The sequence below is a fragment of the Curtobacterium sp. S6 genome, assembly GCF_000710345.2.
Taxonomy (GTDB): Bacteria; Actinomycetota; Actinomycetes; order Actinomycetales; family Micrococcaceae; genus Rothia.
The window spans coordinates 1,252,085-1,278,403 of record NZ_JHEL01000015.1 but is presented as its reverse complement, the minus strand read 5'-3'; the positions used below and the strand labels follow the sequence as shown (position 1 = coordinate 1,278,403).

The 26,319-nt window shown below is 66.1% G+C and carries 27 protein-coding genes, 3 tRNA genes and 1 riboswitch; of the genes, 18 read left to right on the top strand and 12 right to left on the bottom strand.

Translation table 11 applies throughout. The features are described 5' to 3' along the window. The first annotated feature begins 77 nt into the window (after nt 1-77). From CURSPS6_RS08075 to CURSPS6_RS08060, 4 genes are all read left to right on the top strand, one after another. Complete coding sequence (locus tag CURSPS6_RS08075) at nt 78-611, top strand: SixA phosphatase family protein (RefSeq protein WP_200910874.1); 534 nt, start codon at nt 78-80, stop codon at nt 609-611. Between the two features lie 10 nt (nt 612-621). Continuing rightward, a riboswitch (guanidine-III (ykkC-III) riboswitch) is annotated at nt 622-688 on the top strand. 16 nt (nt 689-704) lie between these two features. After that, a complete protein-coding gene (locus CURSPS6_RS08070) occupies nt 705-1,019 on the top strand; it encodes a DMT family transporter (protein WP_030015422.1) in 315 nt (104 codons plus the stop codon). 1 nt (nt 1,020) lies between these two features. After that, nucleotides 1,021-1,383, top strand: coding sequence for a DMT family transporter (locus CURSPS6_RS08065; RefSeq protein ID WP_051687749.1), 363 nt, complete (start codon nt 1,021-1,023; stop codon nt 1,381-1,383). A 121-nt stretch (nt 1,384-1,504) separates the two neighbouring features. Further along, complete coding sequence (locus tag CURSPS6_RS08060; RefSeq protein WP_030015418.1) at nt 1,505-2,722, top strand: glycosyltransferase; 1,218 nt, start codon at nt 1,505-1,507, stop codon at nt 2,720-2,722. Here the strand turns inward: CURSPS6_RS08060 and CURSPS6_RS08055 are convergent. After that, nucleotides 2,679-3,893, bottom strand: a complete 1,215-nt coding sequence (locus tag CURSPS6_RS08055) for a glycosyltransferase (RefSeq protein WP_030015417.1) — start codon at nt 3,891-3,893, stop codon at nt 2,679-2,681. The two genes, CURSPS6_RS08060 and CURSPS6_RS08055, sit on opposite strands and share 44 nt — an antisense overlap. A 97-nt stretch (nt 3,894-3,990) precedes the next feature. Next, nucleotides 3,991-4,082 (bottom strand) — tRNA-Ser (locus tag CURSPS6_RS08050). A 145-nt stretch (nt 4,083-4,227) separates the two neighbouring features. On the opposite strand from CURSPS6_RS08050, the gene CURSPS6_RS08045 reads away from it, so the two are divergent. Together CURSPS6_RS08045 and CURSPS6_RS08040 are read left to right on the top strand one after the other, a co-directional pair. Beyond that, the gene (locus CURSPS6_RS08045; RefSeq protein WP_235503697.1) at nt 4,228-6,177 is read left to right on the top strand and encodes an FAD/NAD(P)-binding protein; all 1,950 of its coding nucleotides are present in this window, start codon (nt 4,228-4,230) and stop codon (nt 6,175-6,177) included. Nucleotides 6,178-6,423: 246 nt separating this feature from the next. Beyond that, nucleotides 6,424-7,860 (top strand): dihydrolipoyl dehydrogenase family protein, encoded by a 1,437-nt coding sequence (locus tag CURSPS6_RS08040; RefSeq protein ID WP_030015414.1) that lies wholly within the window; start codon nt 6,424-6,426, stop codon nt 7,858-7,860. A gap of 135 nt (nt 7,861-7,995) precedes the next feature. Here CURSPS6_RS08040 and CURSPS6_RS08035 read toward each other — a convergent pair. Further along, nucleotides 7,996-8,086, bottom strand: a tRNA-Ser gene (locus CURSPS6_RS08035). Nucleotides 8,087-8,206: 120 nt separating this feature from the next. Between CURSPS6_RS08035 and CURSPS6_RS08030 the strand changes: the two genes are divergently transcribed. The 3 genes from CURSPS6_RS08030 (at nt 8,207) to CURSPS6_RS08020 (ending at nt 11,873) form a co-directional block, all read left to right on the top strand. Next, nucleotides 8,207-9,271: an NAD(P)H-quinone oxidoreductase gene (locus tag CURSPS6_RS08030; protein ID WP_030015413.1), complete on the top strand. Its 1,065-nt coding sequence runs from the start codon at nt 8,207-8,209 to the stop codon at nt 9,269-9,271. 86 nt (nt 9,272-9,357) lie between these two features. After that, on the top strand, nt 9,358-11,646 hold the full coding sequence (locus CURSPS6_RS08025; RefSeq protein WP_051687748.1) for a carbon starvation CstA family protein: 2,289 nt from the start codon (nt 9,358-9,360) through the stop codon (nt 11,644-11,646). A 26-nt stretch (nt 11,647-11,672) separates the two neighbouring features. Further along, nucleotides 11,673-11,873 carry a YbdD/YjiX family protein gene (locus tag CURSPS6_RS08020; protein ID WP_030015410.1) on the top strand — a complete coding sequence of 67 codons (201 nt, stop codon included), beginning with the start codon at nt 11,673-11,675 and terminating at the stop codon, nt 11,871-11,873. Between the two features lie 120 nt (nt 11,874-11,993). Here the strand turns inward: CURSPS6_RS08020 and CURSPS6_RS08015 are convergent, their stop codons facing one another. The 4 genes from CURSPS6_RS08015 to CURSPS6_RS08000 are packed head-to-tail and all read right to left on the bottom strand — an operon-like array spanning nt 11,994 to nt 15,395. Next, nucleotides 11,994-12,731: an amino acid ABC transporter ATP-binding protein gene (locus CURSPS6_RS08015; protein WP_030015409.1), complete on the bottom strand. Its 738-nt coding sequence runs from the start codon at nt 12,729-12,731 to the stop codon at nt 11,994-11,996. Further along, nucleotides 12,724-13,398 carry an amino acid ABC transporter permease gene (locus CURSPS6_RS08010; protein ID WP_030015408.1) on the bottom strand — a complete coding sequence of 225 codons (675 nt, stop codon included), beginning with the start codon at nt 13,396-13,398 and terminating at the stop codon, nt 12,724-12,726. The genes CURSPS6_RS08015 and CURSPS6_RS08010 overlap by 8 nt, the downstream gene beginning before the upstream one ends. Nucleotides 13,399-13,411: 13 nt before the next feature. Continuing rightward, the gene (locus CURSPS6_RS08005) at nt 13,412-14,245 is read right to left on the bottom strand and encodes a transporter substrate-binding domain-containing protein (protein WP_051687747.1); all 834 of its coding nucleotides are present in this window, start codon (nt 14,243-14,245) and stop codon (nt 13,412-13,414) included. Nucleotides 14,246-14,261: 16 nt separating this feature from the next. Beyond that, entirely contained in the window at nt 14,262-15,395 is a 1,134-nt protein-coding gene (locus CURSPS6_RS08000) for a trans-sulfuration enzyme family protein (RefSeq protein ID WP_030015406.1), read from the bottom strand. 292 nt (nt 15,396-15,687) lie between these two features. On the opposite strand from CURSPS6_RS08000, the gene CURSPS6_RS07995 reads away from it, so the two are divergent. Both CURSPS6_RS07995 and CURSPS6_RS07990 read left to right on the top strand, forming a co-directional pair. Beyond that, complete coding sequence (locus tag CURSPS6_RS07995; RefSeq protein WP_030015405.1) at nt 15,688-16,188, top strand: hypothetical protein; 501 nt, start codon at nt 15,688-15,690, stop codon at nt 16,186-16,188. Nucleotides 16,189-16,281: 93 nt separating this feature from the next. Further along, nucleotides 16,282-17,265: a TPM domain-containing protein gene (locus CURSPS6_RS07990; RefSeq protein WP_051687746.1), complete on the top strand. Its 984-nt coding sequence runs from the start codon at nt 16,282-16,284 to the stop codon at nt 17,263-17,265. Here the strand turns inward: CURSPS6_RS07990 and CURSPS6_RS07985 are convergent. Then, a complete protein-coding gene (locus tag CURSPS6_RS07985; protein WP_030015403.1) occupies nt 17,262-17,732 on the bottom strand; it encodes a MarR family winged helix-turn-helix transcriptional regulator in 471 nt (156 codons plus the stop codon). The two genes, CURSPS6_RS07990 and CURSPS6_RS07985, sit on opposite strands and share 4 nt — an antisense overlap. 141 nt (nt 17,733-17,873) lie before the next feature. Between CURSPS6_RS07985 and CURSPS6_RS07980 the strand changes: the two genes are divergently transcribed. Next, on the top strand, nt 17,874-18,080 hold the full coding sequence (locus CURSPS6_RS07980; RefSeq protein WP_030015402.1) for a hypothetical protein: 207 nt from the start codon (nt 17,874-17,876) through the stop codon (nt 18,078-18,080). Here CURSPS6_RS07980 and CURSPS6_RS07975 read toward each other — a convergent pair. Together CURSPS6_RS07975 and CURSPS6_RS07970 are read right to left on the bottom strand one after the other, a co-directional pair. After that, entirely contained in the window at nt 18,077-18,712 is a 636-nt protein-coding gene (locus CURSPS6_RS07975; RefSeq protein ID WP_030015401.1) for a response regulator, read from the bottom strand. The two genes, CURSPS6_RS07980 and CURSPS6_RS07975, sit on opposite strands and share 4 nt — an antisense overlap. Next, nucleotides 18,709-20,034: a sensor histidine kinase gene (locus CURSPS6_RS07970; RefSeq protein WP_051687745.1), complete on the bottom strand. Its 1,326-nt coding sequence runs from the start codon at nt 20,032-20,034 to the stop codon at nt 18,709-18,711. Before CURSPS6_RS07970 ends, CURSPS6_RS07975 begins: the two co-directional genes overlap by 4 nt. A 136-nt stretch (nt 20,035-20,170) precedes the next feature. On the opposite strand from CURSPS6_RS07970, the gene CURSPS6_RS07965 reads away from it, so the two are divergent. Beyond that, nucleotides 20,171-21,304, top strand: a complete 1,134-nt coding sequence (locus CURSPS6_RS07965) for an ABC transporter permease (protein WP_030015398.1) — start codon at nt 20,171-20,173, stop codon at nt 21,302-21,304. 2 nt (nt 21,305-21,306) lie between these two features. Further along, a complete protein-coding gene (locus CURSPS6_RS07960) occupies nt 21,307-22,056 on the top strand; it encodes an ABC transporter ATP-binding protein (protein WP_082470235.1) in 750 nt (249 codons plus the stop codon). Nucleotides 22,057-22,207: 151 nt separating this feature from the next. Here CURSPS6_RS07960 and CURSPS6_RS07955 read toward each other — a convergent pair whose 3' ends face one another. Both CURSPS6_RS07955 and CURSPS6_RS07950 read right to left on the bottom strand, forming a co-directional pair. After that, nucleotides 22,208-23,122 carry an HpcH/HpaI aldolase/citrate lyase family protein gene (locus CURSPS6_RS07955; RefSeq protein WP_082470233.1) on the bottom strand — a complete coding sequence of 305 codons (915 nt, stop codon included), beginning with the start codon at nt 23,120-23,122 and terminating at the stop codon, nt 22,208-22,210. Nucleotides 23,123-23,217: 95 nt separating this feature from the next. Continuing rightward, nucleotides 23,218-23,290: transfer RNA gene (locus tag CURSPS6_RS07950), tRNA-Thr, on the bottom strand. Between the two features lie 176 nt (nt 23,291-23,466). Between CURSPS6_RS07950 and CURSPS6_RS07945 the strand changes: the two genes are divergently transcribed. The 4 genes from CURSPS6_RS07945 to CURSPS6_RS07930 all read left to right on the top strand — a co-directional run bounded on the left by CURSPS6_RS07945 (nt 23,467) and on the right by CURSPS6_RS07930 (nt 26,317). Continuing rightward, the gene (locus tag CURSPS6_RS07945) at nt 23,467-24,144 is read left to right on the top strand and encodes an NAD(P)H-binding protein (RefSeq protein WP_030015394.1); all 678 of its coding nucleotides are present in this window, start codon (nt 23,467-23,469) and stop codon (nt 24,142-24,144) included. 10 nt (nt 24,145-24,154) lie between these two features. Next, nucleotides 24,155-24,484, top strand: coding sequence for an acylphosphatase (locus CURSPS6_RS07940; protein WP_082470231.1), 330 nt, complete (start codon nt 24,155-24,157; stop codon nt 24,482-24,484). Between the two features lie 79 nt (nt 24,485-24,563). Next, on the top strand, nt 24,564-25,481 hold the full coding sequence (locus tag CURSPS6_RS07935; RefSeq protein WP_030015391.1) for a cation diffusion facilitator family transporter: 918 nt from the start codon (nt 24,564-24,566) through the stop codon (nt 25,479-25,481). Then, nucleotides 25,478-26,317: a spermidine synthase gene (locus tag CURSPS6_RS07930; RefSeq protein ID WP_030015389.1), complete on the top strand. Its 840-nt coding sequence runs from the start codon at nt 25,478-25,480 to the stop codon at nt 26,315-26,317. Before CURSPS6_RS07935 ends, CURSPS6_RS07930 begins: the two co-directional genes overlap by 4 nt. Nucleotides 26,318-26,319: the final 2 nt, after the last annotated feature.

The window sequence follows — 26,319 nt, the reverse complement described above, 5'->3', positions numbered from 1 at the left end:
CCATACTGGAGGGGGCCGGCGTTGTGTTGCTAGGGGGCGACCCGATCCGGCGCACTGCTCCTTTGTAGACTTGACCCATGAGCCCCCTGATCGATCCCCGTTCCCAAGGCAAAACCCTCATGATCATGCGGCACGCGGAGGCGGACCTGCCGTGGGGCACCAGCGATTTTGACCGGCCCCTCACGCGCAGGGGCCACGAGACCGCGCCGGCCGTGGGGCGGTGGATGCTTCGGGAGGGCGTCGTCCCCGAGATGATCGCCTCCTCGTCCGCGCTGCGGACCCGTCAGACCTGCACCTGGGTGTGCGACGCGCTCGGGGATAAAGCGCCCACCGCGAGCCTTGAGGATCGGCTCTACAACGCCCCCACGCGAAACCTCCTGTCGGTCATCGGCAGAACCCCCGAGACCGTCCACAGCCTGCTGGTGATCGCCCATTTCCCGGCCGTTCAGGAAGCCGTTCTTTCGCTCGCGTCGCGGGATTCGAACTACGAGGCCGTGATGGATGCCTCGTCCGGGTTCCCGCCGGCCGCCCTGGCGGTCATGACCCTGGATAAACCGTGGGCCGCCCTCGACGGCGCCGACGCCCTCTTGCGGGCCTTCGTGACAAGTTGATATCTTTCCGGTGAGGCCGGGCTCTCCGGCCTGCGGACGAGGGAGCAGTACCCGCACCACGACAAGACTGACTCGCGAGAGGCTGATGTCGTCATGGCGTGGATCATTCTGATACTTTCCGGGACCCTGGAGATGGTGTGGGCGGCAGCGCTGTCCGCCTCCCACGGCCTGCGCCGGTGGAAACCCACCGTGCTCTTCCTCGTTGCCCTGCTCGTCAGCCTGGCCGGCCTCGCGTGGTCGATGAGGACCTTGCCGGTGGGCACCGCCTACGCCGTGTGGGTCGGAATTGGCGCGACCCTCACCGTCATCTGGGGATTTGCCACCCGGCAGGAGCGTCCCACCGCGGCAAGGATCGCGTTGCTGGTCCTCCTCGTGGCATCGATCGTCGGCCTGAAGGTGGCGAGCTGACATGGCCTGGATTTTTCTTCTTATCAGCGCGGTTCTCGAAGCGGTGTGGGCCACCGCTCTCAGCGCATCGGACGGCTTCAGCCGCCTCGGGCCCACGGTGCTCTTCGTGGTGTCCTTCGTCTGTAGCATGGCCGGGCTCGCCCAGGCGACCCGGACGATCTCGATGGGGACCGCCTACGCGATGTGGACTGGCATCGGGGCGGCGCTGACGGTTGTCTACGGCATGGCGACGGGCGGGGAGCCCGTGTCGTGGCTCAAGGTGCTCTGCATCCTCGGAATCGTGGGGGCCACGGTGGGGCTCAAGCTCTTGCCGCAGGACGAGGCCGCGGCCCCCGTCCGCAACGACCCCGTCGCGCGGGAATAGCCCTTCGGTGGACCTGTTGGCGATAAGATCGAGGCGTTCCCCCTCGTGAGACTGCCACTTGGGCGATGCCCAGCAAGAGCGGCCAGGTTGTTCGCTTCCTGACCCTCGGTGAGGATAATTCGTGCCCCACAACGCCGCCGGAAGGCCCGAGACCTGGCCGGATGACTGCCGACGCGTCGTGTTCGTCTGCCACCGCATTCCCGAAATGAGCGGCGGCGCGACCTCGACCGAAACCTTGAGCCACGCGTTACGCGAGGCGGGGCTCGCGGTGGAACACGTCTCGATCAAGCCGGGAACCCGTGCTCCCACGGTGCCCACGACCACCATCTTTGACCGGGAGGACCTGCACTTCCGGTCCACGGTCCGCGCCGAGGGCCTGGGGGTTTTGCAACGCATCGCGGGTCTGGCCCGCTTGCCGTGGAAGCGCTGGGACCGGCGGCGCGTCGCCCGTCGGGCCGCCGCCTACTTCGATGATCTGGGACCGGAGACCGTCGTGGTCGTGACCCACGCCAGCGCCTCCTTGGCCTTGGAGGGGCTCGGGGTGCGCCTCCGAGATCGGTCCTTCCCTCTGATCGGTCAGCACCACGCGCAGTACGAGAGCCTCGATGTCGAGGAGAACCTCCGCGACATGGTCGAAGGCCAATTCGGCACGGGCCTGGATGCCTTCACGGCCTTGTCCGAGGGCGACGCCGAGCTCTTCTCCGGAATCATCGACGCGCCGGTCTCCTCGGTGGGCAACCCGATTCGGCCCACCGAGAGGTTCTTGGCGCTCGACCGTCCGGAGGCGGTTGGGCTCGGACGTTTCGTCGACGAAAAGCTCTTCGACCTCATGATTCGGGTCTTTGCCAAGGTCACGGCCGAGCCCGACCTCGCCGATTGGCGGTTGCGGCTCTACGGCGACGGTCCCGAGCGTCAGGTCCTGGAGCGGCAGATCCGCGAGGCCGGCCTGGGCGACCGCGTGGTGCTCGAGGGCTCCACCGACGACGTCGAGTCCGTCTACGAGACCGCGAGCGTCAACCTGGTGACCTGCCGCGCCGAGGGGTTCGGCATGACGATCATCGAGGCGGGCCGGGCGGGGGTCCCCTCGATCGCCTACGATTGCTCGCCGGGGGTCCGTGGGTTGCTGCCCGATGGCGCCGGCGTGCTGGTGACGCCGATGACCGAGGAGGCCTACGAGCGGGCCCTCGCGCGGACGCTGCGGGAGCCCGATCGCCTCCAAGAGATGGGGCAACGGGCCCGGCAGATCGCGAGCCAATACTTTCCCGAGAATCTTGTGGCCCAGTGGGGCGGGATCGTCACCGAGGCTTACGACCGGTGGGCGCAACGCCGCACGCGGTGAGGAACTGGCGGTCGAACCGCTCGGCCGAGAAGTATTCCGCGGCCTGACGCGCTTGTCGCGAGAGCTCGGGGAGCCGGTCCGCCTCGAGGAGCGTGCGGGTCGCGTCCATGAGGCCGTCGGTGCTCTGCCAGGTCAGGCTTGGGTCGAGGCGAGAGACGATCTCGCTCGGCCCCGCGGAGCCGAAGACGAGCGGCACGACCCCGTGGCTCATCGCCTCGACCACGGAAATTCCGAAATGCTCTTGGGTCTCCGGGCGACGAATCGGGTCCCCGTCGACCCCCTGGGCATGCCAATACACGGAAGCGCGGCGAAGGGTCGATTCCAGGTCCTCGCGGGAGACGTTGGTGCGGAACTCGATCGGATGACCGTCCGCCAGCTCGGTGAGCACGCGGAAGAACGCGCGGCTGTGCTCGTCGTCGCCGAGCGCACCTACGAGGACGAACCGCCACCCCCGACGATGCAGGTCCGTCATCTCGCGGAAGGCGCGGACCATGGTGCCCTGGCTCTTCTGGGGGATATCGGGGGAGCCCGGCTGGAAGCGGCCGACCGTCACGATGATCTTCTCGCGCGGTTCCTCGGCGCTCGCGGGGGAGACGCCGCAGGGTGGATAGACCACGGTGGCCTCGCGTCCCCACCGGTCGGCGATGTTCCGGCGGGTGAATTCGGAATTCGCCAAGACGGTCTCGTACGTGTGGACCGCGTGGGGATGCCCGGGATGCAGCAGGATCCGGCGCGCCAGATCAACCAACCCCAGGTAGACCGCGTGGAGTCGGCGCCTCGGGGCGACGTGTAGCCGGTGCGGGAAATGGGTGTAATACACCGTGCGAGAACCGACGCCCGGGATATTGCTCTTAAAGGTCGCGTTGACGAAAAGCCCCAATCGGTGGGCGCGCAGGAATCGTGCTTGGCGCCGATCCAGTAGAAGGTTGCGGACGGCCACGGGGAGGCGCGACCATCGCCCCGATTCTTCGGGGAGCTTCACGAACCGGATGCCGCGGAGACTCATGCCGAAGTGGCTCTCGAGGGCCTGGACGTCCACCTCCGACGGCGAGAAGACCGACACCTCATGGCCCGCGGCGGACAGGGCCGTCGCGGCGCGCAGCACGGTGGCCTCGGCGCCGCCTCCCGCGCTCAGGCGAGGCGAATAGATTCCTGCGACGCGTGATACCACGGGTCCATACCTCCGGGTCCTGTGAAATGGATGGCGGAACAGGGGGTTCGACGCGAAAAGCGCGGCACCGGCGTTGCGGTGCCGCGCTTTTCGTACGTGGCGGAGACGGGGGGATTTGAACCCCCGGTCGAGTTTAACCCCGACCCTTCATTAGCAGTGAAGTCCATTCGGCCGCTCTGGCACGTCTCCATGGTGTTATACCGCCGAGTCCGATACAACGGACGCGCGCATAACAGCCTTATTAGCTTAGCGATAATCGGGGCCCTGGGTCAAAAGGGGATTTGCGCAACGGCACAGTACGCTGGAGTGCATGGGAAGAACTCATCGAATTGTCGTGATTGGAGCCGGTCCCCGCGGACTCTCGATTTTGGAGAGGATCGCGGCGCACGCGGCGTCCGCGCCGGAGAAAAGCCTTGATGTCCACCTCGTGGACCCGTTCCCTCCCGGCCCCGGACACGTGTGGCGAACCGATCAGTCCCGGCTGTTCCTCATGAATACCCCCTCCTTTTTCCCCACGGTTGTCCCGTCGAAAGCCACGGTGGACACGAGTGGTGGTGCCTACGTGGCGCCCATACCGGAGATCCAGGGCCTGACTTTTGAGGCGTGGCGCCGGAGCGTCGCGGAGGACTCGAGCTTTCCCTACATCGGACTCTCGGATGAAGACTTGGCCGAGGTGCGAGAGCTGACGCGCACCGGTTTCCCGTCCCGCAAGCTTTACGGAACGTATCTGGCGGACGTCTTTGCGCGTTTGCGGGCCGGTTTGCCGAAGAACCTGCGGCTGAGCTGCTATTCCCAGGAGGCCGTTCGTGTGGCGCCCGCCGAAACGGAGTCGGCCACGCCCTATCTCGTCGAACTCGGCGACGGGGTCTTGCTCGCGGCGCACTCCGTGGTGCTGGCCTTGGGCCACACCGACGCGAGGTTGCGTGAGGACCAGCGGGACCTCATGGAATTCGCCGAAAGTCGTGGATTGCACTACTGGCCACCGGCGGTCCCGGCCGACGTTCGGTGGGAAGGCCTGCCGGGCGGCACCAATGTTCTGGTGCGGGGCATGGGCCTGAATTTCCACGATGTCTTGGCGCAACTCACGGAGGGTCGTGGAGGTGTCTTCGAGCCGGACCCCGAGAATCCCGAGCGCCTGATCTACCGGGCCTGCGGGCGCGAACCGAAGGTGTGGGTCGGCTCCCGGAGGGGCACCCCGTACCGGGCCAAGGCCCTCCTGGACTCCTACTATCCGCGATCGACGGAGAATCGCTACTTCACCCGGGCCTATGTTGACCGAACCCAGAAGCTCGCGCGCGAGGAAGGCCGGCGGGTGGACTTCGAGGTCGACTACTGGCCGTTGATCAGGCGCGATGCCCAATGGAATTACTACCGGACCCTGGTCAGGGTCAATCCCGGGTCGATCTCCGGGGATCCCCGGGAGTTTCTCGACCGCGTGGACGAGATCTTGTCGGATGTCGAACACGGCAGTTGGTGGAACCGCATGGACCGGTTGGTCTCGGAGCGGATCCCCCGGAATCTGGTCTTCACCCCCGAGCGGTTGACCTGTCCCTTCGAGGGGCAGAGCTTCACGTCCCACGAGGAGTACGCCGCCGCGTTGGTGCACTTCCTCGACCGCGATGTCTCCGCGTCCATCGAGGGCGAAGACAGCCCCCTTAAGATGGCGATCGGTTCTCTTAACCAGGCGCGGGCGGTCGTGAAGTACGCGGTGCGGGATCACGGCATCTCGGACGAATCCTGGGTGCGAGGCCTCGAGCGGGAATTCGGCAGCCTCGTCGACGGGCTGGCCTCGGGGCCGCCCGCCCTGAGGATTCAGCAGATGGCCGCGCTGGCCCGCGCGGGAGTGCTGCGTTTCCTCGGGCCGGACCCCGTCTTCCGCGCCGACGAGGAGGAAGGGTGCTTCATCGCGTCGTCCCCCTGGGTCCGTGACGAGCCCGTGCACTCTGACTGGCTGATCGAGGCCCTCGCCCCGGCGAACGACGTCCGGGTCAGCACCTCGCCCCTCATCGGACGGCTCTTCGAGGACGGCCTGGCGCGCCCCTACCAGATGCACTTCGCGGATGCCGCGGCCCCCGTCCCGACCAAGGGCCTGGAGGTCACGAAGCCGCCCTACCGGCTCGTCTCCGCCTCCGGCGAAGCCGCGGACGGGATCTACGTGCTCGGCCTGCAACTCTCCTCCGTGCAGTGGGGCACCGCGATCGCGGCCGAGGCCGACGCCGCCCTGGAATTCGGGTCCGGGACCGTGGCGGACTCGAACGACATCGTCGCCGACATCCTGGGCTGAGGCCGACCGCTCGGGTCGAAGTCCGCTCACGCACGGGAATAACGGTGGCCCGAGGGGCCGGGGCGGCGGGGTCGTTGTGGAAAATTCAATTTTTGACAACAGGTTGCTACAATTCTGCAATCCATGGGGCGCCCGCGCGGCGCGGGGTGGTCCACCCCGGTGATCTCCCCGTGGTGAAGGCGGGCGACGACGCCGCGTCGCCCGTTGCGCCAAGGCGCACTGAGCATCAACTCGAGGGGACAACGCATGACTACTCTTGATCACATCGATTCCACCCACTTCGATACCGTCGTCATCGGCTTCGGCAAGGCGGGCAAGACGCTTGCTATGGGGCTCGCCGGAGCCGGCCGGAGCGTCGCGCTGATCGAAGAATCCTCGGACATGTACGGGGGCACCTGCATCAACATCGGGTGCGTCCCCACCAAGACGCTGTTGCACGATGCCGAGCTTCACGCCGCGACCGCCTCCGGTCCCCACGATGGGCCGGGAAACTACGCCTCGGCGATGGAGCGGAAGAAGGCGCTTCGGGCCGCGATGAACGCCGCCAACCTGGCCATGGTGGAGAAGCCGGGCGTCGTGGTCATCGACGGCCACGGTGAATTCGTCGGCGAGCGTCGCATCAAGGTCACCGCCGGCTCGGACGAGCTGGAGGTCACCGCCGATCACGTCATCATCAATACCGGCGCCACCCCGCGCGTTCCCAGCCTCAAGGGGTTGCCGGAGAACCCCCTGGACGATCCGAGGGTTCTGCTGAGCACGGGCCTCGTCGACCGGGAGAATCTGCCGGCTCGGTTGGCCGTCCTCGGCGGCGGATTCATCGGGCTGGAACTGGCCAACATGTACACCAAGTTCGGCGCCGAGGTGACGGTCGTGGACATCGCGGACCGCCTCGCCGTGCGCGAGGACCCCGAGGCCTCCGAGGCCCTGGAAGAGGTTCTGACGCAGAACGGCGTGACGTTCCGCTTCGGCACCTCCCTGACCTCCGTCGAGGCTCCCGCCGATCAGGCCGCCCCGTTGACCCTGAACCTGGACGCGAAGGGCGAGGCGCAGACCCTCGAGGCCGACGCGCTGCTCATCTGCACCGGGCGCGTTCCCAACGTCGAGGGCCTGGGCCTCGAGGCGGCGGGCGTCGAGACGACCGAGCGCGGGATCGTGGTCGATGACTTCCTCCGGACCAGCGCCGAGAACGTCTGGGCCGTCGGCGACGTCAACGGCGGGCCGCAGTTCACCTTCGTTTCCTACGACGATCACCGCATCGTCAAGGATCAGCTGCTCGCGGGTAAGGGCGAGTCCGGCCGGTCGCTGGCCGACCGCGGGCCGGTGCCGAACTGCACGTTCATCACCCCGCCGTTTGCCCGCGTCGGCCTCTCGGCCACCGATGCGCGGGAGAAGGCCGAGGCCGAAGGCTGGGACGTCGCCGTCGCCCGGGCCAAGGTGGCCGACATCGCCGTGATGCCCCGGCCCAAGTCCATGGGCGAGGCGCGCGGATTCATGCAGGTTGTCGTGGACCGCAAGAGCGAAAAGATCCTGGGTGCCACGCTGTTCTGCATCGATGCCCAAGAGCTGATCAACACGATCACCCTCGCGATGAAGCACGATCTGCCCTTCACGGCTCTTCGCGATGCGATCTACACGCATCCCTCGACCAGCGAGGGGCTCAACGGTTTGCTGCAGCAGATCTGACCCGTCGCGCCACGCGTCGGCGCGCGCGGTGAGCGGGTTTCGGGCAAATTCAGACCCGGCCCTCAGGGAGCGGCCGGCCGTTAACGGCCGATGGCCCCGGATCGCTGTGATGACAGCGATCCGGGGCCATTTCGGTGGCGGAAGCTATGGGATTTGAACCCATGGTACGGGGTTGCCGCACACCGGTTTTCAAGACCGGCTCCTTCGGCCGCTCGGACAAGCTTCCTCGTCTTCAGGGGATATCCCTACACTGGGGATGATCCCTGAGCACGCGATTGTTGATCTTACCGCTCAGTCCTATGCCTTGTCTAAGGCGTGGGTCCCCGTCACGAAAGGCAGGCACCGAATGAAGGCAGTCGTCGAAAACGAGCATGGCGGACCGGAAGTTCTGACGGTCTCGGAGATTCCCACCCCGGAGCTGGGGCCGGACGACGTCTTGATCGACGTCGCGGCCGCCGGGCTGAACCGGGCCGATGCCTTGCAGCGACAGGGCAAATACCCCGTGCCGGAAGGGGCGTCGAGCGTCTACGGCCTCGAGGTCTCCGGAACGGTCCGAGCGTTGGGTGACGACGCGGCCCGCACCTCGTTCCTCAAGGAAGGCCACAAGGTCGTCGCCCTCCTGGCCGGTGGCGGATACGCCGAGCAGGTCGTGGTGAACCACGCGCAGGTCCTCCCGGCCCCGGCGAATATCGATCTGGAAGAGGCCGCGGGCCTGCCCGAGGTCGCCGCGACGGTCTGGTCGAACCTCTTTGGGCCCGGAGGGCTCAACCCGGACGGTCCCCGAAAGAAGGACGGCGAGCAGTCGGTCCTCATTCATGGCGGGACCGGCGGGATCGGAACCCACGCCCTGCAGCTGTGCCGGGCGCTCGGCTACCACGTCTTCACGACCGTCGGCAGCGCGGAGAAGGTCGCCTGGGTCGAAGACCTCCTCGCGCGCCAGGACGAGGCCAACGCGGCCAAGAATGCGCCGCGGACGCTGGGACAGGCGACCGTCATCAACTATCGCGAGCAGGACTTCTCCGAGATCATCCGGGAACAGACCCAGGGCGTGGGCGTGCGGGCCATCCTGGACGTCGTCGGCGGGAAGTACCTGGAGTCCAACGTCGCCTCGCTCAGCGTGAACGGTCTGCTGACCGTGATCGCGGTGCAGGGCGGCCGGCACGGCTCGATGGATCTGGGCGCCCTCATGACCAAGCGGGCGACGGTCCGGGGAACGACCCTGCGCGCGCTGACCTCGGAGAAGAAAGGCGAAATTCTTCGGCTCATGGCGGGCACCGTGTGGCGCATGGTCTCGGACGGGCTGATCGATCCGCTGGTCGGACGACGGTTCGGGCTCGACGAGGTTCGGGCCGCTCACGAATTCTTCGATTCGGCCGATCAACGGGGAAAAACCGTGCTGGTGATGGGCTGACATAAAAGATTCGTGGTCTCCGCCATATGCCATGATGATTTCAGTCGCATCAATCACTGAAGTCATCGAGGCAATGGAGGCTCACGATGAGTAGCAGCGCATCCGCTGGTTCCGTCGATACACCACCGAAATCCGCCGGTCAGCGGCCGGCAAATCACGTCGATCCGGAGATCCTGGAGAAGGAACACTCCACCTGGACCTGGAAGAAAATCCTGGTGTGGGTCCTGATCGCGCTGGTCGGCGGGTTCAGCTGGGTCATGGTCGCGCTCGTGCGCGGCGAGACGGTCAACGGCATCTGGTTCGTCTTCGCGGCGGTGTGCAGCTATTTCATCGCTTACCGCTTTTACTCGAAGTACATCGAGCGGAAGCTCCTGAAGCCGGACGACCGCCGGGCCACACCGGCCGAGTACAACGAAGACGGCAAGGACTACATGCCGACGGACCGGAGGGTCCTCTACGGCCATCACTTCGCCGCCATCGCCGGGGCCGGGCCCTTGGTTGGGCCGGTCCTGGCCGCGCAGATGGGCTACCTGCCGGGGACCATCTGGATCATCGCGGGCGTCATCCTGGCGGGTGCCGTGCAGGACTACCTGGTTCTGTTCTTCTCGATGCGTCGGGGCGGGCGTTCCCTGGGGCAGATGGCCCGCGACGAGCTCGGCGTCGTCGGCGGATACGCGGCGATCGTCGCGACGCTGGCCATCATGATCATCATTACCGCGATCCTCGCGCTCGTCGTGGTCAATGCCCTGGGAGAGTCGCCGTGGGGGGTCTTCTCCGTCGGCATGACCATCCCGATCGCGCTGTTCATGGGGGTCTACCTTCGGTACATCCGGCCGGGCAAGGTCATGGAGATCTCGCTCATCGGATTCGTGCTGTTGATGGTGGCGATCATCGTCGGCGGCTGGGTCGGCCAGTCGGATCTGGGCGCCCAGATATTTACCCTTGACCGCGTGACGTTGGCGTGGTTCGTGATCATCTACGGCTTCATCGCCGCGGTTTTGCCCGTGTGGCTCCTACTCGCCCCGCGCGACTATCTGTCGACCTTCATGAAGGTCGGAACCATCATCCTCCTGGCCGTCGGCATCATCGTGGTGCGTCCGGAGATCTCCGTTCCCGCCTTCAGCGAGTTCGCCTCCCGGTCGGACGGCCCGGTGTTCAGCGGCTCGCTGTTCCCCTTCCTCTTCGTGACGATCGCCTGCGGGGCCCTCTCCGGGTTCCACGCGCTCATCGCCTCCGGCACGACCCCGAAGATGGTCGAAAAGGAACGCCAGGCGCGCTTCATCGGCTACGGCGGCATGTGCATGGAGTCCTTTGTGGCGATCATGGCGCTGGTCGCGGCCATCACCGTGGATCGCGGGATCTACTTCGCGATGAACTCGGGGCCGGGGTCCACGGGCGGCACGGTCGAGGGTGCTGCTGCCTTCGTGAATTCCCTGGGCCTGACCGGGGTGGACGTCACGCCGGACCAGTTGTCCGCCACGGCCCAGGGGGTCGGCGAGCACACGATCGTTTCCCGAACCGGCGGGGCCCCGACCCTGGCCGTCGGCATGGCCGGCATCATGCACTCGATGATTCCGTCGCTGAACCTCATGAGCTTCTGGTATCACTTCGCGATCATGTTCGAGGCGCTGTTCATCCTCACGGCCGTCGACGCCGGAACCCGCGTCTCGCGTTTCATGCTCTCGGATACCTTGGGCAATTTCATTCCGAAGTTCCGCGACCCTCACTGGCGCGTCGGCGCGTGGGTCACCACCGGGGTCATGGTGCTCGGGTGGGGGTCGATCCTGATCCTGGGAGTGACCGATCCCCTCGGCGGTATCAACACGTTCTATCCCCTCTTCGGCATCGCCAATCAGCTGCTGGCGGCCGTGGGCCTGGCGGTGTGCCTGGCGATCGCGGCCCAGAAGGGTCGTTTCAGGTACCTGTGGATCATCGCGCTTCCGCTGGCCTTCGACGTGGTGGTGACCGTGGTCGGCTCGTGGATGAAGATCTTCTCTTCCGATCCGAAGGTCGGGTACTGGGCGAATTACTTCGCGGCGAAGGACGCGCTCGACACGGGGGCGCAGAAATTCGGAACGGCCAAATCGCCCGCGGAAATCGAGGCGGTGGTCCGGAACACCCTGGTCCAGGGGTCGTTGTCGATCTTGTTCGTGGTGTTGACGCTGATCGTCGTCATCACGGCCGTGATCGTCACGGTCCGGGCCTTCGCGGGCAAGCGAGGAGCGGACCACGAGGATCCGTTCGTGGAGTCCCAGTTCTACGCGCCGTCAGGATTGATCCCCTCGCCGTCGGAACGGGCCCTGGAAAAGGAATGGGCCGAGTACTCGGCCACCCGAGGCGAGGAGCCGGTTGCGGCCTCGCCCGAGCGGTCGTAGCCGGGCCATCGAAAGGAGTGTTCACCATGAAGACGTCATACCTCGCCCGTATCCGGGGCTCGGCGCTCGCCCGTTTCGCCTCGGGGGTCTTGGGCGCCGATAAGTACCAGCGCTACCTCGACTATCACCGACGGTCCGGATGCTCCGAGCCGCCGATGAGCGAAAAGGAATATTGGAGGTCCCTGACGGATCACCAGGAAGCCAACCCCGGGGCGCGGTGCTGCTAGGGTCGCATCGCCGCCGCGTCCCCAGGGGCGAAGAGTGAAGAGAAACAGGGCATGTTCCCCGCACGAAGCGGCGGGGAACATGCCCTGTGGCATGGGGGCGTGCTCCGCCCCGAAAAGCGCCTAGACGGCGGTGAAGGTGCTCAGGTACCGACGGATGCGCTCGTTCTCGGAGGCAAAGAATTCCGCGGGAGCCCCGTCGTAGCCAATGTGCCCGTCGTCCAGGAAGATCACCCGGTCGGCGACCTTTTTCGCGAAGGCGATATTGTGCGTCACGACGACCAACGACCGGTTTTCGTGGGCCAGATCGACCAGGACTTTGATAACCTCGGCCTCGAGTTCGGGGTCCAGGGCCGAGGTCGGCTCGTCGAAAAGCAGGTAATCGGGGGCGACGGCCAAGACCCGAGCGATCGCGACCCGCTGCTGCTGTCCGCCGGACAGGTTATCCGGGTACTCCGAGAGCCGATTGCCCAGGCCGACCTTGTCGAGGAGCTGACGGGCACGCTCGTCGGCCTCCGAGGCCGAGATCCTGCCGTTGAGCACGGGCGGCAACGCGACGTTCTTCAGCACGGTCTGGTTGGGGAACAGGTTGTATCCCTGGAAGACCATGGCCGAATGGCGCCGGATCGCGCGAATCTGGGCGTCCGTCAGGCGCTCGCCGAAGGTCACGGCGTCGTCGTTGATCGTCAGGGACCCGGATTCCGGGACCTCGAGAAGGTCCATGATGCGAAGCAGGGTCGACTTTCCGGAACCGGACGGTCCGAGAATGACGGTGGTCTCTCCGTCGCGGATCGTCAGATCGATGCCGTCCAGGACGGTGTTCTCTCCGTAGCTCTTGGACACGGTGTTCAACTCAAGCATTGGTGCTCCTGACGTAACGCGAGGATGCCTTCTCGACGCGGCTCTGGATGAAGGAGAGGATCGTGAAGATCACCAGGTAGATCACGGCGACTTCCACGTACAACGAGAGCGGCTGGAAATTGGTCGCCGCGATCTGGCGGCCCACCTGGAACACGTCCGACAGCGTGATCACCATGACCAGGGAGGTCCCCTTGACGAGGTCGATGAGGTCGTTGCCCAACGGCGGGAGCGCGATGCGCATCGCTTGGGGCGCGATCACGTGCCGCAGGGTCTGCCAGCTCGTGAAGTTCAGGGTCTTGGCCGCCTCCAACTGGCCGCGCGGGATCGACTGCACGGAGGCACGCAACGTCTCCGCGGCATAGGCCCCGGTGTTCAGGGTGAAGGCGATGATCGCTGAGGTCCACGCGGAGAGCGTGATGCCCACGGCCGGGAGGCCGTAGAAGATGATGAACAGTTGCACGAGGATGGGTGTGCCGCGGAAGAGCCACACGTAGAAGCGAGAGATCCACTGCAGGACCTTCACGCGGCCCATGCGCATCGAGGTTGCCAGCACCGCGACGATCAGGGCAAGGATAAAGGCGATGATGCTCAGCGGGATGGTGACCGAGATGGTCGCCACCAACAGCTGGGGCAGAGACTGTGCCCAGAGATTCAGAATGTCGTTCATAGTTTCGCCTAGCTCACGAGGTGGCGGTCGGGGGAGTGAGGTCCGTCTTGACGTACCTCTCGTAGATCTTCTTCAGGTCGCCGTTGTCCATGTGCGTCCGCAACGACTGATCGATGGCGGTCTTCAGCTCGGTCTGCCCCTTGCCCATCAGCACGGCGGATTCCGAGGGGTCGCCGAGGTTTCCCTCGAGCAAACGCAACTTGTTGTCCGGACGCTGCTCGAAGAAGGCCTGGAAGGTCACGAAGTCGTTTCCGGTCATATCGACGCGCCCGAAGGACACGAGCATCGCGGCCTCGTCGAAGCCCGTGACGGGCACGAGGTTGGCGCCGGCCGCGGCCATCTCCTGGCCGAAGTTCGACGTCTCGGTCTGCGCGGCAGAATGCCCGGAAATCTCGCGGGTGTGCTTGAGGGGTGAGTCCTGCGCGACGCCGACCTTGCCCTGGGTCTCCGCGTAGGGGATCGAGAAGTCGAATTTGGCCTTGCGCTCGTCCGTCGCGGAGAGGTTGTTGATGATCAGGTCGTATCGTCCGGCGTTGACCCCGGCGATCAGCGAATCCCACTGGGTCTCGACGTACTCCGCCTTGACCCCGAGATCGCGGGCGATGAGGTCGCCGATCTCCTTCTCGAAACCGACGAGCTGGCCCGAGGAATCGTGGTAGCCGTAGGGCCGGAAGGTGCCCTCCATGCCGATCCGCACGGTCCCGTTCCGGCGAATCGTCGCCAGATCGGTCCCGGAGGTTGCTGACCCGGAGGCTGACTCGTCCGAGGAGCACGCCGCCAGAATCGACCCGAGCGCCCCGAGGCCGAGCAGGCCCAGCGCGCCGCGTCGGGTGGGTTGGGACATCATGGTTCTCCTCGACCTTCTATGCGGCATCGAGCGCGTGGTCCAGATCCGCGATGAGGTCCTCGACATCTTCGATGCCGACGGCGACGCGAATCAGGTTCTCCGCGATGTCGGAGCGTTCCAGATCCGACGCGGCGTAGGCCCCCTGGGTCATGCCGGCCGGCAGGCACAGCAGCGATTCGATCCCTCCGAGGCTGACGGCGAAGCCGAAGACCGACAGGCGGCCCAGGAAGGCCCGGACATCCCGTCCTTCCGCCAGCTCCATCGAGAACACGGCGCCCTTCCCGTCCGCCTGCCGCTGCTGGATCTCGGCTTCCTCGCTGCTGTGGGAACCGGGGGTGTGGATCGCCGCGACGGCGGGATGCTGTTCGAGGAACTCGATGATCTTCCGCGTGTTCTCCTGCTGCCGGTCCATGCGGAGGGCGAGGGTCTTGACGTTCTGCAAGAGCCGGTAGGAATCGATCGGGGAGAGGATTCCCCCGGAGATCAACTGGGCCTTGAAGAGCTCCTCGGCGAGGGCGTCGTCGTTGGTCGACGCGACGCCGCCCAAGAGGTCTCCGTGTCCGGCGAGGTACTTGGTGGCCGACTGAACCGTGATGTCCGCGCCCAGTTCGAGCGGGCGTTGCAGGTACGGGGTGAGGAACGTGTTGTCCACGATCACGATGGCGCCGTGGCGGTGCGCGAGCTCGGAGATCCGCTGGATATCGGAGACGCGCAGCGTCGGGTTGGCGGGGGTCTCGAGGAAAACGGCCTTGACCGAGTCGTCGAAGTCGGCGTCGGAGAGGGTATTCGGGTCCAAGAGGAAACGGTGATCGACTCCGCGCTTGGGCAATTCGATGGTCGCGAACCGGTAGTTGCCGCCGTAGACCGGCAGGTTCATCAGGACGGTGTCGCCCGCCCTGAGCGTGCCGAGGGCGGCGGCCGTCGCGGCCATGCCGGTGGCGTAGAGGAACGAGTGCTGCGCATTCTCGAGCGAGGCGAGGGTGCGCTGCGCCGAATCGCGCGTGGGATTGCCGCCGCGCTGGTACTCGTATTCCCCTTCCCCGCCCTCGGTGGGCTGGAGGAACGTTGAGGCCGTATAGATCGGGGGCGTGACGGCTCCCTTGTCGATCTCTTCGATCGCGTGGATCGTGCGAGTGGTAAATCCTGCCATGGTGGGCATCCCTTCAGAAGGTGGTGACGAGAAGTCTGTCAGTTCAAAGAACATCTCAGGCCGGAAAATTCCTGCCGTCACCTCTCGCGGCCCCGGTGTGACGCCAGGTTTCGGGGAGCTGAACGTCAGCAGTGAAACCCAGTATCCTCGCCGGCCATGTCCGGCGCGAGGGTTTGATGCCCTGTCGGGGAAGGTTCTGCGAGAATCTTTCAGTGACAGGGTGTCAATAAGATGGAGACCCTGTATCCTGGTGAGGTATACCTAACCCGCCGGTCGGGAGGACGGGAGGATCGTGGGACTCAAGGAATTCGTGCAGGGGCGTCGCGACGAGGCCGACATGGGACACGGTGTCTGGCGCCGTGCCCACGACAGGTTTCGACGTGGCCTGGACCGATTTCACCAGATCCTGGAACGCGTCACCGACGAACAGGCGCTCGAACAGTTGGTGCCCTCCGCCAATCGTCTCGCCGACCTCCTGCCCGAGGTGCGTGAGATCGCCATCGGTGCCCAACTGAGCGCCCCGAGCCAGTCCACGGATATCCCCGCGTCCCGCGAAGGCCACTACTCGGACCTTCACCGGGAATTGTCCAAGGCCGGCAACGCTTTGGCCCAGTGCGCGGAGGCCCTCGCGATGATGCGTTGCGACGGCGCCTGCACCGACGGGTGCGCCCGGGTGGATTCGGTCGAGCGGCGGGTCGTGACGGTCGAGGAGCACGTGGCGGAGGCGGCCAGGATCCTTCGGACCGTTCAGGTCGGCGCCAGCGGCGGCGCCGGAGGGCACTCCGCGGCGTAATCTCCGGGCGGGCCGGGGGCTCCTTTCCCACCTGATCGCCGGTCGCTCCTACAATGATGGGCGTCACGACCATCGCGCCGAGAAGGAGCCACCATGACTCGACTGCGGACGTTCTGCGGCACCATCCTCTTGATGGCGGCCCTTGTGATCCTCTCGGCCTGCGGGGGCCAAACCACCGATATTCCGGAAAGGCCAGCTCACGGGAGTATCTCCGACGGGGCCGACGTGCTCTCCGACGGGGAGGAAGAGCAGCTTAATCGCTTGATCGACGAGCGTAATGGCGACGGTGCGCGGATTGCGATCGTGACCGTCGATGGCGTCGACGGGGACTGGGAGGACTGGACCCGAGACACCGCCAGCCGCTGGGGCGTCGGCGAGAACGGCAAGGACAACGGGGCCCTCATCGCCGTGGACATGGATCAGCGCAAGACGCGCATCGAGGTGGCCGACGGGCTGAAGAAGACGTTCACCGACGACGATGCCTCCACCGTGGTCGACGAAACCCTCGACCCCGGCCTGAAGCAAGGGCACCCGGCCCAGGCCCTCACCGACACCGCTCGGGCCATTTACGATGACGCCGATGGCACGCATCCGGTCGCGGCCGACCACGGCTTCTGGGACCGGTACACGGCGGTTATCGCCCTGGGTGTGTGCCTGTTGGCCGCGGCCCTGGTGGTGTGGGGGTTCATGCGCCGGAGTCACAAGATTCGGGCGGGCGCGGATCGCGAGATCGCCGAGTATGAGCGTTCCCATCCGGGGGATAAGGTCACCAAGGAACAGCGGAAAGCCTTCCGAAGGTATCGCGAAATCCACCGGGAGGAGCCCGAAGGCTTCGAGGATCAGCAGCGACGTCGCGCCGAGGCCCGCCGCGACGGGCGCGAGCTGGACCCGGAGGACGATCCCGCGGTGACGACGCAGTACGCCCCGAGCTTTGCCGCGTGGCTTCCGCTATACGCCGCCAACCCGGCGATGTACAACGGCATATCGTCGTCGGGGGCCAACGGCTCGTCGTATTCCGGCTCGTCCTTCGGCGGGGGCGCGGGGTTCAGCGGCGGCGGGGCGAGCGGCAGCTTCTAGCCCACATCCGCGGCCGGAGGGGTCTGCGCCGCCGCGATGACCTTCATCATGCTGGCGTGCAGGGCCCGGACCTCGGCCTCGTCCATTCCGAGCCGTTCCATCATCTTGCCGGGCACCTTCTCGGCTTCGCGCCTGAGCGCCTTTCCCTCGGGCGTCAGCGAGATCTCGACGGTTCGCGCATCGTCGGCGCTGCGTTCCCGCACGATGTAGCCGTGCCCCTCGAGCCGCTTGAGTAAGGGGGAGAGAGTCCCCGAATCGATGCTCAGGTGGCCCCCGAGCTCTTTGATGGTCAGGGTGGAATGCTCCCACAGCGCGAGCATCACGAGGTATTGCGGGTGTGTCAGGTGCATCGGTTCGAGAACCGGCCGATAGGCCGCGATCACGCTGCGCGAGGCCAGCGTGAGCGCGAAGCAGACCTGGCTCTCGAGGGCCAGGGGATCTTCCTCCGGCTGATTCGACCCCTGCATGCTGCGCTCCCTCTTCCTCGAAATCCTCGTGACGGTCCATTGTAAAGTGGCATCGGCCGAGGTCCGAGCCGTTTGGTGGAATACTTTGTGTACAATACATTGTACGCAATAGATTTGCGCACAATGTATTGAAAGGATGTCATGGGCCCCCAGGACAAGAAGGACTCGTTTTCCCTCGGATTTCGCATTCAGAATCGTCTGGTGAGGACCATGCTCATCTTCGTCGGCCCTGCGCAGGGCTCGGCGCAGTCCGATCCACGGCAGCGGCTCAAGCGCGAATACGACCGCCGGAAGGCCCTGCACGAGCAGCGACTCGCCGACGGACAGAAGGACCAGCCGACCGGCTAGATCAGCTTGTTCTCCCGCGCCTTGGCGATCGCCGAGGTGCGGTTTTCGACGCCGAGCTTTCCATAGATATGGACCAGGTGCGTCTTGACGGTGGCTTCCGAGATGAAGAGTCGTTTGGCGAGTTCCCGGTTGCTCTTTCCGGTGGCCAGCAGGCGGAGGATCTCGAGTTCACGGTCGGAGAGGGACTGCGCCGGGCTGTGCATGCTGGCCATGAGCGCGGCGCTGACCTCGGGGGCCAGGGTCGACTTTCCCGCGGCCGTGTCGACGACGGCCTTCCGCAGGGTTTCCTCGGGGGCGTCTTTCAGGAGGTATCCCAGCGCCCCGGCCCGCACGGCCGCGACGATATCGGCCTGGGTGTCGTAGGTCGTGAGGATGAGCACGGGAGGTCCGGAGCGTTCCCGGAACTTCGCCGTCGCGGTGATCCCGTCCATGCCGGGCATCTGGATGTCCATGACGACCAGATCCACCGCATCCTCGGTGTCTCGAAGGCGCTCCTCTTCGCGCAACGCGGTCTCGCCGTCTCCGGCCTCGGCGACCACGGAAACGCCGTCGAAGCCGTTGAGGAGGGCGCGCAGACCCGCCCGGACCACCGGGTGATCGTCCACGAGCAGGACCTTCAGGGGTGTTCTCATTCTTCTCCTGGTGTTTCTGAGGGGGTCAGCGCCGAGGTGAGCGGGATGCGAATCCCGAGTGCCGTGCCTTCCCCCGGGGACGAGTCGATGCTGAGGCTTCCTCCCAGGGTCTCCAGGCGGCGCTGGAGGCCCTTGATGCCGTAGCCACGGGACGGGATGTCCTGAACGTCGCGATCGGGCGCGAATCCGCGACCGTCGTCGAAGATGTCCAGGGTGACTTCCGCATCCCACACGGCGAGGGTCACGACGGCGATGCTGGCCTCGGCGTGTTCGAGCACGTTGGCGAGGCTGCCCTGGGCGGCCCGCACCAGCGCAGAGCCCACGGGCTCCGGGAGGGTCGTGGCGTCGCCGCCCTCGACGCGCAATTCGCAACGAAGGCGGCTTCCGGATGCCGTCGCGCGATCCTGGGTGCGTTCGCAGATCGCCGTCAGAGCGGCGATCACGGAGTCGCTGAGTTCGGGCGAGGAAAGGTCTTTGACGAATCGCCGGGCCTCGTCCAGGCTCTCGGACGCGGTCTTGCCGATGGCTTTCACGCGAGCGGCGGCCTCTTCGGTGCGCATGTCCGCGAGCGAGGAAGAGGCCGCCCGAGACATCAAAACGATCGAGGAGAGTCCCTGAGCGACGGTGTCGTGAATTTCCCGGGCGAGCCGTTCTCGCTCCTCGAGCCGCCCGGACTGGTGTTCCTTTTCCGCGAGCTCGTCCTGGGTCAGGCGAAGAGCTTCGGCCACGTGGAGGTGGTGGAGGGCTTCCTCATGGAGCGCGCGGTAGGCGGTGGAGATCACGATCGCCAGAACGGCCCCGAGGAACGGGCCGACGAGGCCGCCGGCATTGACCTGTCCGGCCTGCCCCGACTGGGTCAGCTGGGCGACGGGAATCAGGGATGCGGCGATCCACAGGATGATGACCGCGATGATTCCCTGCCATAGCCGCAGAAGATGCAGAAAGAGGAACATCAGGGGGAAGACGACCCACACGAAGTTTCCCGAGATGAGTAGCAGGGCGAACCACAGAAGGGTGACGCACGCGAGCCACCACGGGGCGAATCGTCGGGGCGTGCCGCGGGACGGTCGTCGGCCGGCGCGCACGGCCCGTGCGTACCTGTTCTCCCAGACCGTGCCCACCATATAGACGGTCCCGAGGAGGACGGCGACGACGATCGCGCACACGGCGGGAGCCGTGCTGGGGGTATCGGAAGCGCCCCAGATGTAGCGCACCAGGCCGAAGAGCAGCAGAAAAGCGAACATCACGTGGAGCGCGATACGGAGGGACTGCAGAACCCGGTTCTGGCCCTCGCGGGGTGCCTCGGAGGTCGAAGTGCTCACGAGAGTACTGTATCCGCGTCCCGAAGCCGCGGCATCAACCGAACGGTTGATCGGAGGTTCACCCGTCCTCCCGATGTGTGCCGCGCGCCGGGCCGGAAGAGTGGATACCAACGGAATTCACTCGGAAGGAAACACGATGTTCGTCGGAATCAGAGACGTCTTTTACGCCAAGGGGAGGTTTGCGCTGATCGGCTCGGTCGTCGGCCTGATCACCCTGCTGCTGGTCATGCTCACCGGCCTGACCGGCGGCCTCGCATCTCAGAATACGTCGGCCCTCACGGCCCTGGGGCCGGACCGCTTTGCCTTCGGAGCCCCGTCGTCGAGCGTCGAGACGGATGGCTCCTCCAAGGACCCCAAGGTGGACTACTCCGCGTCGCAGGTGACCGAAAAGCAGGCCGATGAATGGGCCTCGACCGGTGGCGTCGACAAGGCCAGCCCGATCGGCTTCTCCCAGACGCAGTTGGCCGCCGACGGCAGCGCCGGAGTCGCGGTCTTGGGTGTTCCGGACGCGGACATCGTCAAGGACGCCGTGGGATCGGCCATCGACGGCAGCGTCAACCTCAAGGACGACGGCGTCGTGGTCTCCCAGTCGGTGGCCGACGAGCAGGGCGCGTCGGTCGGCAAGGAGGTCAGCATCTCCGGACAGAAGTTCACCGTCAACGGCGTCGTCCCGGACGAGTATTACAGCCACAGCCCGGTGGTCTGGATGGATACCGCGGGCTGGCAACAGGTCGCCCACGTTGCATCAACCGGCGATCAGGCCGTGGTCGGTACCGCCCTCGCCGTGACCGGAAACCTGGACAAGGACGCCTGGAACCAGGCCGCGGACAAGACCGGCACCGCGGTCTCCAAGGTCAAGGATTCCTTCTCCGGCCTGCCCGCCTACTCGTCGGAGCACAGCTCGCTGCTGACCATGCAGGCGTTCCTCTACGGAATCTCCGCCCTCGTCACGGTCTCGTTCCTGACGGTCTGGACCATTCAGCGAACCCGTGACATCGCGATCCTCCGGGCCCTCGGCGCGGGCGGAAAATACCTCATCAAGGACGCGGTGGGGCAGGCCGCGATCGTCCTCGCGGCGGGCGCCGTGATCGGCCTGGGTCTGGGTGCCGGCTTCGGCTGGCTGGCCCAGAACGGAGTCCCGTTCCAGCTCAACGCCGCAAACACCCTGCTACCGGCGGCCGGCATCTGGGTCCTCGGAATGCTCGGTTCCCTCCTGGCGGTCCGCAAGGTCGCCAGCATTGATCCCCTCATCGCCCTAGGAGGCAACTAAACATGTCGACGCATATTGCTGAACACGTGGCGGGTCAGACCGCCTCCACCACGAGCTCCCACGCTCTCGAGATGTCCGGGGTCACCCTGGAATACCCGGACGGGACGACCCCCGAAGGTAAGACCCGCACCGTCACCGCGCTGAACAGCGTGGACTTCCGGGCCGAACGAGGCACGATGACCGCCCTGGTCGGTGAGTCCGGATCGGGGAAGTCTTCCCTCCTGGCCGTCGCCGGAGCCTTGGTGTCACCCACGAGCGGATCCGTCCGCATCAATGGTCGAGAGGCCGTCGGGACCTCGGAAAAGGTCCGTGCCGGTCTGCGCCGGGACGAGATCGGCGTCGTCTTCCAGCAGCCGAACCTGATCCCCTCGCTGACGGCCCGGGAACAACTTCTGGTCGCCGACCACATCCGAGGCGTCCGCGGCAAGGAGCTGAAGCAGCGCCATCGGGCGGCCGACGAGCTGCTGGCTCGCGTGGGACTCGAGGGTCAGGGCGACCGCCGCCCGCACCAGCTCTCCGGCGGGCAGCGTCAGCGCGTGAACATCGCCAGGGCGCTGATGGGCAATCCTGTCCTTCTCCTCGCCGACGAGCCGACCTCCGCCCTGGATCACGAGCGGTCCCTGGAGATCGTGGAGCTGTTGCGTGAGGTCACCCGGGAGTTCGAGGTTGCAACGGTCATGGTCACGCACGAGACGGACCTGTTGGACCACATGGATGCCGTGGTGACGATGCGGGACGGAAAGCTCTCGTAAGTCCGCGACGGCCCCGGGCCGCCCGGAACCCGGGCCGTCGCCGAGGTATCGCACGAACGACAAGCGCGGGGCGGATCGGTATGACCGATCCGCCCCGCGCTTGTCTGCGTTCAGGTCGTCCTACGCCGCACCGGCGAGGACGAGCTGGGGCCTAGCGTCCCCACATCCCGTAGGTCTGAGCCAGCTCGGAGACCTTGCGCGCGCGGGCCAAGCGCGGCAGGTAGGAGCCATCCTTGGGGACGGCCCCGCCTTCTTCACGCTCGAGCATTTCGCGGGCCCACGAGATCTCTTCCTCGCTCGGTGCCAGCCCGCGGTTGATCGTGTCCGTCTGGGCGGGGTTCAGGGTCAGCTTGCCCGTCATGCCCATCGAGGCGGTCACGCGGCAGGCGTCCATCAGGCCCTTGTCGTCGACCCCGTTGGCCGGGCCGTCGATCGGGCCGGGAAGCTCACCGACGCGGGACGCGACGACCAGCGCGGAGCGCGCGTACGCCAGGGCCATCGGGTCGTCGCTGATGCCGGTGTCCTTGCGGTAATCGCCCATGCCGAAGGCGAGGCGGAAGGTCCCGGGGGCGCGAGCGATGTCGACCGCGTTGACGATGCCTACGGCCGATTCGATGAGGGCGATGATCGGCGTTCCGGCGCGGGACATCATCGCGGTGCGCGTGACGTCGTGAGGGTGCTCGGTCTTGGCCAGGACGATGCCGCGCAGGCCCTCGGCCTTGGACAGTGCCGCGAGGTCACCCTCCCAGAATTCGGTGGTGATGTCGTTGATGCGAACCCAGGCGCGCATGCCCTGGTTGAGGGCCTGGATGACGCGCTCGCGGGCCTCTTCTTTCCGGTCGGCGGGGACGGCGTCCTCCATGTCCAGAATGATGGAGTCGGCCTCGGACTCGTAGTTCGGCTCGAACGACTCTTCGTTGGATGCCGAGGTGAGCAGCCAGGAACGGGATAGGCGTGCCGGAAGGTTCGCGGCCCGTTCGTTGCGGTGATAGGTGTTGGTCACTGTCAGCCTCAGCTCTCCGTCGTTCTCATCTGCTGTCCCCGCCGCGCGGGGTTCACCCCTCATTGTGGCAAATCCACGGTGTTCGGAGGGAACGCACCGTTGCGTGCAAGACATAAGGCCCCGGAACGTCGAGGTTCCGGGGCCTTATGCCTTGTGAGAGCCCCCTGCCGGAATCGAACCGGCGACCTTTTCGTTACGAAGGAAACGCTCTACCGACTGAGCTAAGGAGGCCTGCGCGAGGAAGCGCGATCATGTGACCGCTCTCTTGCGCGAGTGCCACTGTAGCAGAAGGCGGGCCGCTCCCACCAACTCGTGTGACTCGAAGTGCACCGTGGGGGTTCCGGCATAAACGACCCGGTGCCATGGTTGTAGTGAACGACCACAAACCCCATGCAAAGGAGTCAGACATGGCACATATCGGCATCATCGGCGGACACGGCAAGATCGCGATGCTCGCGGCACCCCTCCTGGTGGAGGCGGGGCACGAGGTTACCTCGATCATTCGCTCGTCCGATCAGGTCGGCGAGGTCGAGGAGACCGGCGCCAACGCCCTGGTGAAGGACGTCATGGAGCTGTCGACCGAGCAGATGGGTGAGCTGTTCCGGGACCACAACTTCGATGTCCTGATCTGGTCGGCAGGCGCCGGCGGCGGCGATCCGGAGAGGACCTGGAAGGTCGACCGCGACGCGGCGATCCGTTCGATGGACGGGGCCGAGCGAGCCGGGGTCAAGCGTTACCTCATGGTTTCGTACCTCGGGGCTTCCTTTGACCACGGCGTCCCCGAAGACGACGACTTCTACGCCTACGCACAGTCCAAGGCCGAGGCGGACGAGCACCTGCGCGGAACCGACCTCGACTGGACCCTGGTCGGCCCGACGGCGCTTTCCCTCGACGAGCCGACGGGATCGATCTCGGTCACGACCGACCCGCAGGGGGCCAAGGCCTCGCGTGGAAACGTTGCTCGGGTGCTCGTCGCGGCGATCGCGGATGACGGCACGATCCGTAAGGCCTACCCCTTCGCGGATGGGGATACCCCCATCGCCCAGGCCCTTCGCGACGACACCGTGACGGATCAATTGGCGTAGGTGGATCCGCATGAGGTGGTTGAATACCCGACGCGGTCGCGGCTCCGAGAATGGTGCCGAGGCCGCGCCTGAGGCACGAATTGAGGCCATGGTCTCCGGACGCGTTCAAGGCGTGGGATTTCGGTGGTGGACCAGGGGCATCGCGCAGGAGAACGATCTCTTAGGCTTCGCCGAAAACCTTCCGGACGGTCGCGTGCGGATCATCGCCGAAGGTTCCCGGCGGGGGATTGAGGCGCTGTGGGGCGCGCTGAATTCCGGCGATACCGCGGGCAAGGTCAGCGACGTTGAGCGCTCCGATCCCGCGCCGACGGGAGAATTCGACCAGTTCGGTGTGAAATAGCCCGCACCGGGAGGCCTTCCCGAGGTGGTTCCGGCGAGATAACATATAAATAATTCCTTATATGTTAGGACGGTGCCTCATGGGACACGCGCACGATCACCATCACGGGCCCGAGACCGGGCGAAAGCGGCTGTCGATCGCCTTCGGGATCGCGCTGGCCTTGTTCGTCGTGCAACTCGTCGGGGCCATCTGGACCGGTTCGCTCGCCCTCCTGTTCGACACGGTGCACGTGCTGACCGACGCCGCCGGGTTGGGGATGGCGTTGTGGGCGGCGGTCCTCATGGGGCGCCCGGCCACGGAGCATCGCACGTGGGGCTGGAAGCGGGTCGAGGTCCTCGCGGCGGCCGTGCAGGCGACCGTCCTGATCGTCGTCGGGATCATCGTGATCGTGGAGGCCGTCCAGCGGTTCGCGAATCCCCAACCGATCGCGGATCGTGAGCTCATCGTCTTCGGCGCCTTGGGGCTGCTGGGGAATATCGCGGCCATCGTGGTGCTCTTTGGTGGTGAAAAGTCGCTGAACATGAAGGCGGCCTTCCTGGAGGTCGTCAACGACGCCCTCGGGTCGGTCGCGGTATTGGTCTCCGCGGTCGTCATCGGGCTGACCGGATGGGTTCAGGCCGACGCCGTCGTGGCCCTGTTGATCGGCGTCCTCATCATCCCGCGGGCGCTCGTGATTCTCCGCGAATCCGTCAGCGTGCTCCTCGAATCGGTGCCGCCGGGCTTGGACATCGCCGAGGTCAAGCGGCACATCGAACGCCACCCCCACGTGGTGACCGTCCACGATCTCCACGCGAGCCGCATCTCGACGGACCTTCCGGTGCTCACCGCCCACGTCGTGGTGCGGGACGATTGTTTCGAGGACGGCCACAGCGCCCAGTTGCTCTGCGAGATCCAAAACTGCATCTCGGAGCACTTTGAGGTCTCGATCGCCCACTCGACGATCCAACTCGACCCGCAGAGCCACTACCGTCACGAAGAGAACGAGTTTCCGGTATGACCGGGCAGGAGAGGCTGCGCAGCGTCAATCTCTCGTCCTCGGGCCTGAACGCCTTGATCCTCCCGGACGGGTTCAGCCCGCGCGGTTACGTCCTCGAGATCGGCGGTGCGGAACAGTCCCACGTGGACTTGGAGAACCCAGAACATATCTTCTACGAATATTTGCGGCGCATCGGCAACGTCGTCGATACGATCGCGCCCGAGGGGGAGCCCATCACCGCGGCCCACTTGGGAGCCGGCGGGATGACGCTTCCCCGATACATCCACGCGACCCGGCCGGGATCGCCGCAGGTCGCCGTCGACATCGAGCGGGAGCTGTCCAGCCTCGTGACCCGCGCGCTTCCCCTGCCGGAGGGCACCCGACTGGTATCGGTGACCGACGACGCCCGCGCGGCGATTCCCTACCTCGCCGAGGCGGCCGGTCTCCCACAGGATGCCGGCTTCGACGTGATCGTCGTCGATATCTTTTCGGGCCGCGACTCCCCGGAGCACCTGGCCTGCCGGGAGTTCTACGCCGAAGCGCTCCCGGTGCTTTCCGACCGGGGAGTCCTGCTCGTCAACGTGGGCGACGACCCCGGCTTGGGGTTCTTCGCCCGGCAGGCCGAGGCCTTGGCAGCAGCGACCCTGAGCGATCCGCGGCTCGGGCATCGATCCGGGGTGTGGACCCTGGCCGACACGTCCGTGACGTCGGGGCGGCGGGAGGGCAACCTGGTGATGGCGGCCGGCCCGGGGATGCTGGACGCCCCGCAGCGGGCCGATCGCTGGCTTGCGGCCGGCCCTCATCCGGCGACCGTGATGGATCCGGTGCAGACCCAGGAATTCGTCCGCGGGTTGTGAGA

Bases quoted from the DNA above. Each gene is read 5' to 3' on its own strand.
- CURSPS6_RS07940 (WP_082470231.1), top strand. From the start codon at position 24,155: ATGAGGTGGTTGAATACCCGACGCGGTCGCGGCTCCGAGAATGGTGCC.
- CURSPS6_RS08010 (WP_030015408.1), bottom strand. From the start codon at position 13,398: ATGAACGACATTCTGAATCTCTGGGCACAGTCTCTGCCCCAGCTGTTG.
- CURSPS6_RS08015 (WP_030015409.1), bottom strand. From the start codon at position 12,731: ATGCTTGAGTTGAACACCGTGTCCAAGAGCTACGGAGAGAACACCGTC.
- CURSPS6_RS07965 (WP_030015398.1), top strand. From the start codon at position 20,171: ATGTTCGTCGGAATCAGAGACGTCTTTTACGCCAAGGGGAGGTTTGCG.
- CURSPS6_RS08025 (WP_051687748.1), top strand. From the start codon at position 9,358: ATGAGTAGCAGCGCATCCGCTGGTTCCGTCGATACACCACCGAAATCC.
- CURSPS6_RS08075 (WP_200910874.1), top strand. From the start codon at position 78: ATGAGCCCCCTGATCGATCCCCGTTCCCAAGGCAAAACCCTCATGATC.
- CURSPS6_RS08065 (WP_051687749.1), top strand. From the start codon at position 1,021: ATGGCCTGGATTTTTCTTCTTATCAGCGCGGTTCTCGAAGCGGTGTGG.
- CURSPS6_RS08000 (WP_030015406.1), bottom strand. From the start codon at position 15,395: ATGGCAGGATTTACCACTCGCACGATCCACGCGATCGAAGAGATCGAC.
- CURSPS6_RS08040 (WP_030015414.1), top strand. From the start codon at position 6,424: ATGACTACTCTTGATCACATCGATTCCACCCACTTCGATACCGTCGTC.
- CURSPS6_RS07985 (WP_030015403.1), bottom strand. From the start codon at position 17,732: ATGCAGGGGTCGAATCAGCCGGAGGAAGATCCCCTGGCCCTCGAGAGC.
- CURSPS6_RS07990 (WP_051687746.1), top strand. From the start codon at position 16,282: ATGACTCGACTGCGGACGTTCTGCGGCACCATCCTCTTGATGGCGGCC.
- CURSPS6_RS08005 (WP_051687747.1), bottom strand. From the start codon at position 14,245: ATGATGTCCCAACCCACCCGACGCGGCGCGCTGGGCCTGCTCGGCCTC.
- CURSPS6_RS08020 (WP_030015410.1), top strand. From the start codon at position 11,673: ATGAAGACGTCATACCTCGCCCGTATCCGGGGCTCGGCGCTCGCCCGT.
- CURSPS6_RS07945 (WP_030015394.1), top strand. From the start codon at position 23,467: ATGGCACATATCGGCATCATCGGCGGACACGGCAAGATCGCGATGCTC.
- CURSPS6_RS07980 (WP_030015402.1), top strand. From the start codon at position 17,874: ATGGGCCCCCAGGACAAGAAGGACTCGTTTTCCCTCGGATTTCGCATT.
- CURSPS6_RS08030 (WP_030015413.1), top strand. From the start codon at position 8,207: ATGAAGGCAGTCGTCGAAAACGAGCATGGCGGACCGGAAGTTCTGACG.
- CURSPS6_RS07960 (WP_082470235.1), top strand. From the start codon at position 21,307: ATGTCGACGCATATTGCTGAACACGTGGCGGGTCAGACCGCCTCCACC.
- CURSPS6_RS08070 (WP_030015422.1), top strand. From the start codon at position 705: ATGGCGTGGATCATTCTGATACTTTCCGGGACCCTGGAGATGGTGTGG.
- CURSPS6_RS07935 (WP_030015391.1), top strand. From the start codon at position 24,564: ATGGGACACGCGCACGATCACCATCACGGGCCCGAGACCGGGCGAAAG.
- CURSPS6_RS07930 (WP_030015389.1), top strand. From the start codon at position 25,478: ATGACCGGGCAGGAGAGGCTGCGCAGCGTCAATCTCTCGTCCTCGGGC.
- CURSPS6_RS07975 (WP_030015401.1), bottom strand. From the start codon at position 18,712: ATGAGAACACCCCTGAAGGTCCTGCTCGTGGACGATCACCCGGTGGTC.
- CURSPS6_RS07955 (WP_082470233.1), bottom strand. From the start codon at position 23,122: ATGAGGGGTGAACCCCGCGCGGCGGGGACAGCAGATGAGAACGACGGA.